Origin of the sequence: Salinimicrobium profundisediminis (assembly GCF_026241755.1) — a bacterium.
GTDB lineage: Bacteria > Bacteroidota > Bacteroidia > Flavobacteriales > Flavobacteriaceae > Salinimicrobium > Salinimicrobium profundisediminis.
Window position 1 is genome coordinate 78,273 of record NZ_JAPJDA010000008.1, and the last position, 12,986, is coordinate 91,258.

At 42.5% G+C, this 12,986-nt stretch carries 12 protein-coding genes; 8 read left to right on the forward strand and 4 right to left on the reverse strand.

Annotated elements, in window-relative coordinates; all coding sequences use genetic code 11:
- Window positions 1-26 precede the first annotated feature (26 nt).
- On the forward strand, window positions 27-1,163 hold the full coding sequence (gene ribB / locus OQ279_RS06320) for a 3,4-dihydroxy-2-butanone-4-phosphate synthase (RefSeq protein ID WP_266069007.1): 1,137 nt from the start codon (window positions 27-29) through the stop codon (window positions 1,161-1,163).
- Here the strand turns inward: ribB and OQ279_RS06325 are convergent.
- Entirely contained in the window at window positions 1,160-1,789 is a 630-nt protein-coding gene (locus OQ279_RS06325) for an NAD(P)H-dependent oxidoreductase (protein WP_266069009.1), read from the reverse strand. The two genes, ribB and OQ279_RS06325, sit on opposite strands and share 4 nt — an antisense overlap.
- Before the next feature lie 450 nt (window positions 1,790-2,239).
- Here OQ279_RS06325 and OQ279_RS06330 point away from each other — a divergent pair, with 450 nt between their 5' ends.
- On the forward strand, window positions 2,240-3,307 hold the full coding sequence (locus OQ279_RS06330) for a helix-turn-helix domain-containing protein (protein ID WP_266069011.1): 1,068 nt from the start codon (window positions 2,240-2,242) through the stop codon (window positions 3,305-3,307).
- Here OQ279_RS06330 and ligD read toward each other — a convergent pair.
- Both ligD and ku read right to left on the reverse strand, forming a co-directional pair.
- Window positions 3,304-5,727: a DNA ligase D gene (gene ligD / locus OQ279_RS06335; protein ID WP_266069013.1), complete on the reverse strand. Its 2,424-nt coding sequence runs from the start codon at window positions 5,725-5,727 to the stop codon at window positions 3,304-3,306. The genes OQ279_RS06330 and ligD overlap by 4 nt on opposite strands.
- Complete coding sequence (gene ku, locus OQ279_RS06340) at window positions 5,727-6,506, reverse strand: non-homologous end joining protein Ku (protein WP_266069015.1); 780 nt, start codon at window positions 6,504-6,506, stop codon at window positions 5,727-5,729. Before ku ends, ligD begins: the two co-directional genes overlap by 1 nt.
- A 232-nt stretch (window positions 6,507-6,738) precedes the next feature.
- Between ku and OQ279_RS06345 the strand changes: the two genes are divergently transcribed.
- The 3 genes from OQ279_RS06345 to OQ279_RS06355 are packed head-to-tail and all read left to right on the forward strand — an operon-like array spanning window position 6,739 to window position 8,649.
- On the forward strand, window positions 6,739-7,596 hold the full coding sequence (locus OQ279_RS06345; protein WP_266069016.1) for an SDR family NAD(P)-dependent oxidoreductase: 858 nt from the start codon (window positions 6,739-6,741) through the stop codon (window positions 7,594-7,596).
- 3 nt (window positions 7,597-7,599) lie between these two features.
- Window positions 7,600-8,259 (forward strand): flavodoxin family protein, encoded by a 660-nt coding sequence (locus tag OQ279_RS06350; RefSeq protein WP_266069017.1) that lies wholly within the window; start codon window positions 7,600-7,602, stop codon window positions 8,257-8,259.
- Between the two features lie 33 nt (window positions 8,260-8,292).
- Window positions 8,293-8,649, forward strand: a complete 357-nt coding sequence (locus OQ279_RS06355) for a phage holin family protein (protein ID WP_266069018.1) — start codon at window positions 8,293-8,295, stop codon at window positions 8,647-8,649.
- Between the two features lie 220 nt (window positions 8,650-8,869).
- Here the strand turns inward: OQ279_RS06355 and OQ279_RS06360 are convergent, their stop codons facing one another.
- Complete coding sequence (locus tag OQ279_RS06360; protein ID WP_266069019.1) at window positions 8,870-9,952, reverse strand: NADH:flavin oxidoreductase/NADH oxidase; 1,083 nt, start codon at window positions 9,950-9,952, stop codon at window positions 8,870-8,872.
- Between the two features lie 186 nt (window positions 9,953-10,138).
- Here OQ279_RS06360 and xseA point away from each other — a divergent pair, with 186 nt between their 5' ends.
- The 3 genes from xseA to OQ279_RS06375 all read left to right on the forward strand — a co-directional run bounded on the left by xseA (window position 10,139) and on the right by OQ279_RS06375 (window position 12,863).
- On the forward strand, window positions 10,139-11,389 hold the full coding sequence (xseA, locus tag OQ279_RS06365; protein ID WP_266069020.1) for an exodeoxyribonuclease VII large subunit: 1,251 nt from the start codon (window positions 10,139-10,141) through the stop codon (window positions 11,387-11,389).
- Window positions 11,389-11,589, forward strand: a complete 201-nt coding sequence (gene xseB, locus OQ279_RS06370; RefSeq protein ID WP_266069021.1) for an exodeoxyribonuclease VII small subunit — start codon at window positions 11,389-11,391, stop codon at window positions 11,587-11,589. The genes xseA and xseB overlap by 1 nt, the downstream gene beginning before the upstream one ends.
- 137 nt (window positions 11,590-11,726) lie before the next feature.
- On the forward strand, window positions 11,727-12,863 hold the full coding sequence (locus OQ279_RS06375) for a GAF domain-containing sensor histidine kinase (RefSeq protein ID WP_370866506.1): 1,137 nt from the start codon (window positions 11,727-11,729) through the stop codon (window positions 12,861-12,863).
- Window positions 12,864-12,986 lie beyond the last annotated feature (123 nt).

The window sequence follows — 12,986 nt, forward strand, 5'->3', positions numbered from 1 at the left end:
TTTACCGGCAATAATACTGCACATCTATGATTACTGAAACTTCCTTTCAACTACATACTATTAAAGAAGCTATTGATGACATTAGAGCCGGTAAGGTGATCATTGTTGTTGACGATGAAGATCGTGAAAATGAAGGAGATTTTCTGGCTGCTGCTTCCAAAGTAACCCCCGAAATGATCAACTTTATGGCTACTCATGGGCGGGGTCTCATTTGCGCCCCTATTACCGAGAAGCGTTGTAAAGAGCTGCAACTTGAAATGATGGTTGGCAACAGCACAGATCCTATGGAAACTGCTTTTACAATTTCTGTAGATCTTAAAGGAAAAGGAGTAACCACAGGAATTTCGGCATCAGACAGAGCAGAGACTGTAAAAGCCCTTATTGATCCCGACACCAAACCTTTCGACCTTAGCCGTCCCGGACATATTTTTCCGCTTAAAGCTAAAGAAGGAGGCGTATTAAGACGTACAGGCCATACCGAAGCTGCTATTGACTTTGCAAGGCTGGCAGGCTTTCCTCCTGCCGGGGTTATTGTAGAGATCATGAATGAAGACGGTTCTATGGCACGGCTACCGCAGCTCCTGGAGGTAGCTAAAAAATTCGACCTTAAGGTAGTGTCTATTGAAGATCTTGTAGCTTATAGGATGCAGCACGATTCTCTTATTACCAAAAAGGAAGATTTTGATATCAACACCCGCTTTGGAACATTTAGGTTAAGAGCTTACCAACAAACCACAAATAAGCAGGTGCATATTGCACTTTCCAAAGGCGCCTGGAAATCTTCAGATCCGGTACTGGTACGCATGAATTCAACGCTCGTCAATAATGACATTTTAGGCACCCTTACAAATGATGCCGACAAGAAGCTAGATTACATGTTCAAGGCAATAAACGAGGAAGGAAAAGGAGCTATTGTCTTTATTAACCAGGAAAGCCAGTCCCTCAATTTACTTAAAAGACTTGGCGAGCTTAAAGACCTTCAAAAAATGGGAGAAATGAAAGCCCCTCCCCTTGTGATGGATTCTAAAGACTTCGGAATTGGAGCCCAGATCCTTCATGATCTTGAAATCCACAAACTCCGTCTCTTATCTAATACAAAACAGACAAAACGCGTGGGAATGATAGGATACGGACTCGAAATTATCGAGTACGTAAAATATTAAATTTCAATAATAGTGTCTTCCAGTGGTCTTCTCACTTTTTTAAGGGAAGCAAAAAGATCATCTTGAGCGCGGTAACCCACAGGTAAGGCAAGTACTGCTTCAAGACCGTATTTTTCAAGCTCAAGGATCTTGTTGTATTCATGCGGTTCAAAACCTTCCATAGGGCAGGAATCGATTTTTTCTACTGCACAAACGGTTAGCAAAGTACCAAGTACAAGATAAGCCTGGTGAGTGGCCCATATTTTTACTTCGCTAACAGGCTTTTGTTCAAAATCTCCTACAAGTGATTCTTTAAAAGGATGCAGTATCTCATCAGGAGTTTTTCGCACATCCTGAACCGTCTTAAAGTAGTTTTCAATAAAAGCTTTGTTCACGGTACGTTCAATGCAAATAACCAGCACATGAGAGGCGGTGTTTACCTGCTTTTGATTATAAGAAGCTTTCATCAGCTTCTCCTGCACATCCTTATTTTGCACCATCACCAATTTAAGAGGCTGGAGCCCGTAAGAGGTAGCAGTCAGGTTAAAAGCATTTTTAAGTATTTCTATCTTCCCGGCCGGAAGTAGTCTTTCAGGATCAAATTTCTTTGCTGCGTATCGCCACTTTAGTGCATCTACACTTTCCATATCTAAAATTTTCACAAAGATACATCCCTCAAACAGAGGCTGCAAATGAAGAGTGTGGTAAGAAAAAAAGGGGAAGAGGTTTTAGAATCAGTCGCGTTTCCGCTCTCTTTTGTCACGGTATAAGTTATAGACCTTTCGAATCAAGAAAGCACTGACCAATAAAACTCCCAGGATCTCGAGTCCCAATATCAAATAAAATAACCCCATATAGTAATGTTTTGTGGAGTCTCGTTGAATCCAAAAAACCAAATGTACCTTAAAGCACTGTTAAAGGTTACCGTTATTAGCACAACCTATACAACTTATAACACAACTTTAAATACATAATTTTAGAAAATCAGGTATTTTTAAGATAAATCCTTTACAATTTTTTGCAGTTTACATTATCCGAAAAGGATTTGTTAGAGTAAATTAAAAATAAACTGAAGACCAAAAAGAAAAAACCATTAAATGGAAATTTTTGTAAAAGCTCTTCCTGTTGAAGAGATTATTGAAAGCTTATCCAAACAATTTAGAACTCCACTTAAAAAAGACGCGGGAGAACTCACCATAGAACTTCCTGAAAAGCTTGGGCAGGGTTTCATTAGAGGAACCAGTTTTGATTCGGGTGTAGGGATCATTGAATACAATGTAACCTTTTACAAGGATATGGAGATCCATTTCACTATTAACCAGACGCACCCTTTAAAGTTCATATTTTGTTCTGAAGGCAGGGTAAACCACGCCTTTGAAGAAAACGAAGACATTCATACCATAGACACCTACCAAAACGTGATCGTATCCAGTAGCGGGTACAACGGCCATGTGCTTTATTTTAAAGCCAATGAGACCTCGCATGTTTTTAGCCTGGAGATCATTCGGGCAGAATTTAATAAAAGAAAGAACTTTGGGTACAAAGATATCAGCCCACGCCTGGAGCAGCTGTTTCAAGATGACGTAGCCCAGGAGCTTTTCTTCTACCAGGGTAATTACAGCATTCAAGCTGCCGATATCGTAGAAGACATCGCTAAAAAAGATCATACCGGCTTTTTGCGTTTCATCTTTTTAGAAGGTAAAGCCTATGAAATGCTTACCAAACAAATAAGCCAGTTCATAGACGATCAGCAAAACGACAACAAATCTACCATGCTTAGAAGAAGCGATGTAGAAAAAGTCAAAAGAGCTGTAGACGTGATCAATCAGGATCTCAATAAGAATTATTCTGTTGATGAGCTGGCCAAAGAAGTAGGAACCAATGTAAATAAATTACAGGAAGGTTTCAGGTACATGTTCAACCTCACTGTGAATAAATATGTACAACAGGTAAAGCTCGAAGCTGCAAAAGAAATGCTTAGTGAATCAGATCAAAACATATCACAAATTGTTGGCCAGATTGGGCTAAACAACCGAAGCTATTTTTCAAAGATATTCAAAGAAAAATATGGTGTAAGCCCCAAGTACTTTCTAAATAACAAATTCAACGAAAGCGAACACAGCACCGAAAATGAGGAAGACGAAGATGAGAATGGTAAAAATTAGCCCGAAAGTGCATCAATGGCCTTTTCTATATCAATGCCCTTTTCAAGTACTGGTTTAAATAGATCAGGTTTTTCCTGAATTCTGGCCGGCATGGTTTTTATAGTAAAATCTTTCATGTCAAGACCAGGTTGCACTTCATGCCACTCAAGCGGTGCCGAAACCGTTGCTCCCGGTTTGGGACGGGCACAATATGGGGCAGCAAGTGTCTGCCCTTTTCTGTTCTGAAGAAAATCCAAATAGATCTTGCCTTGCCGCTTTTTAACATTGCGCTCCATTGAGGTGAGACCAGGAAGTTTCTCCTGAATAAAATAGCACAAAATCTTCGTGAAATCCCGGGCTTCATCATAAGTATATTTCGCGCCCAGCGGAACATAAATGTGGATCCCGCTTGAACCTGAAGTCTTGGGGTAGCCAGGTATTTTGGCCTTATCGAGAATTTCTTTCGCTGCCTGTGCAACTTCTATCACCTGCTCAAAAGTGTTCTTTTCTGAAGGGTCTATGTCAATAACCGTAAAATCTGGGTGAAGCAGGTTCTGCACCCTCGAGTTCCACGGATTGATCTCAATACACCCCAAATTAGCCATGTAAATAAGACTGGCTTCATTCTGGCACAGAATGTACTCCAATTCGCGGTTGTTGTGCTTTGAAAATACTTTGGCAGATTCCAGCCAGTGTGGGAAAATACCCGCTGTATCTTTCTGGTAGAATCCCTCTTCAAGGATGCCGTTGGGATGCCGGTGTAGATTCTGCGGCCTGTCCTTCAAAAATGGCAAAATCGTATCACTTATTTGCAGGTAATATTCTATGAGATCGTATTTTCTCAATCCCGACTTTGGCCAGTAAACCTTATCAAGATTGCTAATGGGCACAGATATGCCCCCAATATCCAGCGTGTTCCCTTCCTTTTTTGATGTGGGCTTATGCTTAGGGACTCCCGCAGTTTTTTCCCTGGTTATCTCCTTCGGAAGTTTATCCATCCGCAGTCCTTTAAAAGAAGGGTGTCGCATATGTCCGCTGCGGGTCCATTCAGAAAAAGTGACTTCACAGATCAATTCCGGAGTAAGCCAGGTGGGCTTTCGTCCTTTTAAGGAAGGCTTCTTCTTAAAAGGCATGGCCTTAGTAACCATCTCCTGGAATTTGTCGAAAAGTTCCTTTTTATCATCTTCACTAAAACCCGTGCCGCAGTTGCCAATATAAACCAGCTCTTCATCTCGGTGCATTCCCAAAATCAGAGATCCAAACGGCCCTCCTTTATCTGAATCTGTATACCCGCAAATCAATGCTTCCTGGCTTTCAAAAGCTTTTATCTTTAGCCATTTATCACTCCTGGAGCCTGGAAGGTACCGGGAATCAGCTTTTTTGGCAATCACACCTTCCATTCCCATTTCCACTGCCTGCTCAAAAAAGGCTTTTCCCATGCTCTCTACATGATCACAGTAATATACCTGCGGAATATCTTCTATCACTTCCTGAATTAAACTTTTTCTTTCGGAAAGTGGCAGGTGCATAACATTGTGCCCGTTAAGGTGCAACAGGTCAAAAACGTAATATCGCAATTCTCCTGAAGGTGCTTTCTGGTAATTCTGAAGTTTTTGAAAAACGGGTTTCCCACCCCCATCGAGCGCCACAATTTCCCCATCAAGCACCGCATCATGCGGAATATTCTTTAGCTGCTCATAAATTTCCCTGAATTTGGCTTTAAACGAAATACCATTCCTGGAATACAGGTCCACTTTCCCTTTTTGGATATTGGCCAAAGCGCGATATCCATCCCACTTTAATTCAAAAATCCAGTTGGCCTTATTAAAGATCTCCTTTGCTTTTGTGGCAAGCATGGGCTTGATCAATTCATTTACTTCAAGCTGTTTTACCTTCTCTTTACTGGCGTGTTCACTAAGGTTTTCGGCATCATAACTTAAATCTGTAGAAAAATCGTCAGCCTTCTTGATAAGCAACCATTGATTGTCTTTTTCACCACCTCGCCCGGTATGCACCAGTGCAAAAGTTCCTTTTATTTTGGTGCCAAAAAAGGTAATTTTAAGGTCCCCCTTTTTCAGCATTTTAAGCAGGTCTTCTTCGCCTCCGCCACCAGATGCCTCATAAGTACCTTCATCCCAAATACTCATCTCCCCTGCTCCATAATTCCCTTTAGGGATTGTTCCTTTAAAAGTGAGGTATTTTATGGGGTGGTCTTCGGTCATGATTGCCAGCCGCTTATCGGCAGGGTTCATAGATGGGCCTTTGGGTACGGCCCAGCTCTTTAGTACGCCTTCCATTTCCAGGCGCAGGTCGTAATGCAGGCGGGTTGCCCTGTGCCGCTGAATCACGAACCTAAACTTCCCTCCATTCTTTTCATAAGCAGCATCGGGTTCGGGAGTTTTCTGAAAATCTCTTTTTTTGATGTACTCGTCAAGTGCCATTAGGAAGCTTTAGTTTTCTTCTTCTTTTTATCAAGACTCGCCTTTAACTGCGCCATAAGATCGGTCGCAGGAGTGGCTTTTGACTCAAATTTTTCGGTTTTGGTTTTCTTACCGCCGCTCTTCGCTTTAATGATCTTTAAGAGTTGATCATTATAGACATCTTTATACTTTTCAAAATCGAATTCTTCAGTATATTGTTCAATGAGCGATTTGGCCATATCAATTTCCTTTTTGGAAACTTTGGTGTCGGGGAGTTTTAGTTCGGTAGGGTCGCGTATCTCATCAGCAAACCTAATCACATGCAACACGAGGGCGTCTTTGTATACCCCAACAAGGCTAAGGTTCTCTTTGGCACGCATTACAAAAGTGGCCACGCCCAGTTTGCCGGTATCCTTCAAAGCAGCTTTTAAAAGATTATATGATTTCTCCCCATCCTTTTGAGGCTCCAGGAAATACGGCTTTTTAAAGAGCACATCGGCCACATCCTTTTCTTCAATGAATTCTTCAATATCTATGGTGCGGGATTTTTTCATATTGGCCTTGTCAAAATCCTCTTTCTCCAGCACAATATAAGAGTCGTCTTTTAAGTAGCCCTTTACAATATCCTTCCACTCCACTTCTTCACCCGTCACTTCATTCACTCGTTTGTATCGTATCCTGGCGTGGTCATTCTTGTCGAGCATATCGAGATCGAGTTTCCTTTCTTCACTGCCCGAGTACATTTTAATAGGGATAGTCACTAAACCAAAACTTATTGAGCCGTTCCAGATTGACCTCATAATTTGAAGATTTTAATTGATATACTACAAGATACCCGATTTTATATTTATACCCGAAGTATTAGCATTGTCTTAACGGGCTACACCCCCGCAAGCCCTCAATGCGTTAAGATTTGAGAAAAAAACAGCTAAAGCTTTCTTAATCATTTTGTTGCAGGCTCAAAAAGAAACTAACTTAGGAATCCACGATTTTAAAACCATTGTAAAAGGCCGTAAAACAAAAGAAACAGAGATGAACAGACTGGAAAAAAAAGTAGCGATTGTAACCGGCGGAGCCACGGGAATTGGGGAAGCCATTTCTAAGAAATTTGCAGCCGAAGGCGCCGAAGTATTTGTGGTGGGTATGCCCCAAGACCCGGTAAAAGAAATGATTAATGACATCAAGAAATCAAAAGGAAAGGCCATAGGTTATTCTGCCGATATTTCTTCGGAAGAAAATGCTAAAGATGCTGTAGAAACCGCCGTTAAACACTTCGGCCGTATCGACATACTCATCAATAACGCCGGGGTTTATCCTGAAGTAAATACAATAGACCAATATTCTCCTGAAGCCTTTGACAACCTTCTGAAGAACAACCTGAGAACGGCATTTTTAATGACCAAATATGCCATCCCACATTTACAGAAGTCGCAGGGCTGCATTGTTTCAGCAGGATCGGAAGCAGGGAAAATTGGTATCCCCAGTGTCACGCCCTACGGTGGCACAAAAGGATTTATGCACGCCTTTATGAAAGGAGTCGCAGCCGAACAGGCAAAGAACGGAATTAGGGCAAACTGTGTTGCTCCCGGCCCTATCGATACCGCGTGGACGCACAAAGAAACTAGTGATATCACCAAAAAAATAGAAAAACAAATGATGAGCGCCACACCCCTTGGCCGCCGTGGCACACCCGAAGAAATTGCCAATGTGTACCTCTTCCTGGCATCCGATGAAGCTTCTTATGTCACCGGCGCCGTTTACTCAGCCGATGGAGGGATCACTATTGGAAAAGGCCCGGTTGGAGATGAAGTACCCTCTAAACTAAAGAAAGAACCTAAAGGAAATCTAAAACTAAAGCACCAAATAAACGGTGCAACAAACATGCGATAAATTATGTCTCTAAAAGCAATATTTTTAAACTGTACCCTCAAAAAATCACCCGAAACCTCCAACACTTCTGCCTTTATCAAACAGGCCGAAAGGATCTTCACCGATCTTGAGGTTGAAACCGAAGAAATAAGGGTCATAGACCACAATATAAAATTCGGAAATACTTCAAATGAAGGGGAAGGCGATGACTGGCCACAAATTCTGAAAAAAATCAAAGAGAGCGACATTATGATTCTCGCTACTCCAATCTGGAGAGGCGATCGAAGTGCTGTGGCAAAATTGGTAGCCGAAAGATTTGATGGCATTTGGAGTGAAGCCGATGAAGAGACGGGACAGTACCCTACCTTCAACAAAGTTGGCGGAGTAATGGTTGACGGTAATGAAGATGGTGCCAAAAAAGCCATTTCCAGCATTTGTTTTGACCTCTCTGAACACGGCTTTACAATTCCTGTAAACGCCTTTAGCTACTACGTAGGCAAGGCAGGCCCGGGTCCTGCTTATATCGAGGCCAAAGGCGACCGGCATTTTTTCACCAACCGCAACCTCTATCACATGGTTCACAACCTGGTGCACGTGGCAAAAGTGCTTAAAGAAAAGCCTTACCAAACCAACGTGAACGAATTAAAAAAGCAAGCTGAAAAAGTAAGCGACACCGATAAATAAATAATCACAAACCCATTCGTAAAACCAACCAATATGTTAAGCTGGCTAATACATATCATCATTGACGCCGCTGTGCTCCTAATCGCAGCAAAAATGTTTCCCAAAGTAGAACTCAAAGGCTGGAAAACTGCCCTTGTAGTCGCACTGCTTATTGGGGTTCTAAGCTTTTTCTTAAGCTGGATTCTTACTGCTGTGCTCAATATCGCCACTTTAGGAATCTTCTATTTCCTCGGATTAGGATTTATTACCAGGATCATCGCCTATGCGATCATCATTGAACTGGCCGATAAACTGAGTACAGGCTTCAAAACCCACGGTTTCATGCCTTCCTTATGGCTGGCAATAATTATAGCTGTAGTGGGCTCTCTTGTAGACTGGATCATTCTATAAAATTGAGGTCTCAAAAATGACAAATCCCGCCGAATTTTTTGGCGGGATTTTTTGTTTGTGGTTATTTGTTTGTGGTTTTATTTGGCCACGAATTCACGAATAGTTTTTTTGGGGTTGATATTATACCCGGGTTGAAACCCTGGGCTAGAAATCTACCGCCCCTACGGAGTTATTAAGTATGATTTTTGGTATCTAGTGCCTGGAATTTAGTACTAAAAAATTATTCCCTTTTCGCTCTAAGGTACTGGTTTGGCCAGGGAGTCTCAGCTTTTAATGCGGCAGCTGCTTCCAGCGGGAAGTAAGGATTCCGAAGTAATTCCCTGCCCAGCAGTATAATATCGGCCTGTTCCTGCTGCAGCACCTCTTCTGCTTCCTGAGGCGTGGTGATCAAACCTACTGCAGCCGCCATGATCCCTGATTCTTTCTTTATCTTTTCTGAAAATGGCACCTGGTATTTCTTTGCTACCGGAATGCTCACCCCGGGCACAAGTCCGCCCGAAGAACAATCTATCACATCAACTCCTTCTTCTTTAAGCCGTTTTGCAAGTTCCACCGATTCCTCTTCATTCCAGCCTCCGGCAGCCCAATCGGTCGCAGAGATCCTCACGAATAGCGGGAGATCATCTGGCCAGTTTTCTTTCACGGCACGTGTAACTTCCAGCAAGAGTCTTATGCGGTTTTCAAAAGATCCGCCGTAGTTATCGGTTCTATGGTTGCTTAACGGAGACAGAAATTGGTGCAGCAAATATCCATGAGCAGCATGAATTTCCAGCACTTTAAAACCTGCCAAAAATGCCCTTTTTGAAGCCTCTTTAAAATCGGAGATCACTTTCTCAACTCCTTCGGAATTCAATGCTTCCGGCTCCGGGTTATCATCATAAAAAGGAATTTCTGAGGGAGCAACCGGTTGCCAGCCACCTTCATTTTCAGAAAGAAACTTCCCGCCCTGCCAGGGGCTGCTGGTAGACGCTTTTCTCCCGGCATGAGCCAGCTGGATGCCCGGAACACTTCCCTGGCCCTCCAAAAATACCGTTATTTCCTTCAGTTTTTCAACGTGTTCATCCTTCCAAATCCCAAGATCATCGGGCGTGATACGGGCTTCGGGAGAAACCGCGGTAGCTTCAGAAATTACAAGTCCTGCCCCGCCGCTTGCACGGGTTCCCAGGTGTACAAGGTGCCAGTTATTGGCAAAACCGTCTTTGCTACTGTACATGCACATGGGAGAAACTCCAATTCGGTTTTTAAATGTTATAGATTTTATTTTGAGTGGCTCAAAGAGCCGGGGAGAATTACTGTTGTTCATATAAAGCTATTTTCCATCAAAAGTAGCAAAAACACTAGCGCAGGGTTAGCTGCTCTTATAGTAAATTAAGATCTATAGATCAGTCAAATTGATACGCTTCAGCAAAAGACCTTCAAAAATGCCATTTTTGAGACAATAGTTTTTAGGATAGATATTTTGCAATATCTTAGCTTGTAAGATTAAGCTATGCCTGCCAAACAAGTTTTCCCGCTGTCCAAGCTTACCGAAGCTATTGAGAATGTGATAAACAGTCATTGCAGCAAGGTGGTATGGGTAAAAGCCGAAATCGTTAAACTGAATCATTACCCCCACACCGGCCACTGCTACCCCGATCTCGTGGAGAAAAAAGACGGAAAGATCATCGCCGAACTCAGAGGTAATATCTGGAAATCTAACTTTGATCTTATCAATAACAAATTCAGAAATGTTTTAAATGAAGATCTTCGCGATGATATGACGGTTGTAGTACAGGCAACGGTCACTTTCCATTCGGTTTACGGGCTGGCGCTGAACATTCTTGACATAGACCCCGAATACACTTTGGGGGAACTGGCCAAACAACGTGCAGAGGCTATAAAAAAACTCATTGCCGAAGACATTTTTGACGCCAATAAACAACAGCCACTGCCTCAACTTCCCAAGACTATTGCAATTATCTCGGTGAACAGCAGTAAAGGTTATCAGGATTTTATCAATGTGATTGAGAACAACCCCTGGGGTTATCAGTTTCAGTATAAACTTTTTCCTGCCATTTTACAGGGAGAAAGGGCTGTGACCACCATTACTGCGCAGTTAGAGAAAATAAAGCATCATAAAAAGCTCTTTGATGCCGTGGCTATTATTAGGGGAGGTGGCGGAGAAATAGGCCTTAGCTGCTACGATAATTACCAGCTGGCAAAGAAAATCGCCCAGTTCCCGATCCCGGTTTTAACCGGCATTGGACATTCCACCAACGAGACCGTTAGTGAACTTGTGAGTTACAAGAGTTTTATTACGCCCACAAAAATAGCTGAATTCCTTCTTCAGGAGTTTCACAATTTCTCCCAGCCCCTCCGGGAAAATATTCAGAAAATAATTGCCGGCGCAAACCTGCTTTTTGAGAGGCAGGAAACACAGCTCTCGCGGGTATCCACCTCCTTCGGTTTCTTGGCGAACAGGATAGTAGACCGGGAGAAGAACAGGCTCGCCTCCTTCAGGCAGACGATTACTTCAGAAAGTAAAGCTGTCATAAAATATGAAGCTGCAAATTTAAAGAACATCACTACTTCAGTAGAACTGCTGTCTCCAAAGAACATCATGAAGCGGGGTTTCAGCATTACCCGGAAAAACGGAAAGATCGTTACCAACTCGGCTGCGGTAGCACCGGGAGATCTTGTAGAAACCGAATTCTTTGAAGGAAAAGCTTCCGCAGAAATAAAAAATACCGAAAGTAAATAATGGGAACAAAGATCACATACACCGAAGCATTTACCGAATTACAGGAGATTGTAGTGGAAATGGAGAATGCCGAAATTGGCATTGACGAGCTCGATGCGAAGGTGAAACGCGCCTCTGCCCTGCTCAAAATTTGCAGGGAAAAACTCTATAAAACCGAACAAAATGTGCTTGAAACACTCAAAGCCATAGACCCGCAATAAACTGATAAATATTTCCACACTGCGTTTTTAAAATTTTATTTGTAATTTGCTAATTGCTTTAGAAATTAAAAAAAAATATACGTATTAAAGTAAATTCTCCTCTCGATTTATCTGGTGATATAGCCGCCATAAATCAAATTTCGGTAGTTCCGCAATTACTGGAAGTTGTTTGTCGTACCACTAAAATGGGTTTTGCTGCCATTGCCAGGGTAACAGATGACCGCTGGGTGACCTGTGCCACACATGACCTTATCTCTTTTGGGCTCACACCCGGAGATGAACTGGACGTTGAAACTACTCTATGCCATGAGGTGCACCAAAACCGAAAGGCTGTGGTTATAGACAACGTGGCTAATGATACAAGCTACTGCAACCATCACACTCCAAAAATTTATGGGTTGCAGAGTTATATTTCGGTGCCGGTGTACAGGAAGAATGGTGAATTTTTTGGAACGCTTTGCGCTATTGATCCCAATCCGCAGGAGATCAATACCCCCGAAATCACCACGATGTTCCAGCTTTATGCCGAGCTTATTTCCTTTCACCTCGATGCCGTAGAAAAAATTAAGCTTAGTGAAGACAATCTAAAGGAAGAGAAGGAAATCGCCCAACTTAGAGATCAATTCATTGCCATTCTTGGGCATGATCTTAAGAACCCTATCGCTACTATGCGAATGAGTGCCGACATTCTCCTTAAAATGTCTAAAGAGGAATTCACCCTTCGCAATGCTGCCCTTATTAAGTCTACTTCTTACAGAATGCAGGCGCTTATTGAAAATATTCTCGATTTTGCCCGCGGGCAAATGGGAGAAGGCATTATTCTGGAGAAAGAGAAGCACAACCATAGCCTGGAAGAAATGCTGAAGCAGGTTATCAAGGAGATGAAAGTACTGGCTCCCGACAGGGAGATCATCTTTAGCTGCAAGCTTGATCATGAGGTGAACTGTGACAAGAACCGCATTGGGCAACTACTGTCAAACCTGCTGGGAAATGCCCATGAACATGGTAATGCCGAAGCCCTGATTAAGGTGGAGGCCAGCACAAATGACCATCACTTCAAATTAAAAGTATCAAACTCGGGAGAAAAAATTTCTGACGAAGCTTTAGCTCACCTTTTTCAGCCTTTCTACCGCGAAGGAGAAGACACCAACAAAAAAGGTTTGGGACTGGGACTTTTTATAGCTTCAGAAATTGCAAAAGCGCACCACGGAGAATTAAAAGTATCTTCAAACGAGCAGGAAACTGCTTTTGTATTAGAGATTCCGCTCGAATAGCTTCCGAAGAAAACAGCCCTTCAAAAATGCCATTTTTGAGGCTGAATATTTTTAGGCCGGCAGTAATTTCTGCTTCAGGCTGCCAGTGTGAATTAGCATACATTTTTCACTCCTCCAGCCAGC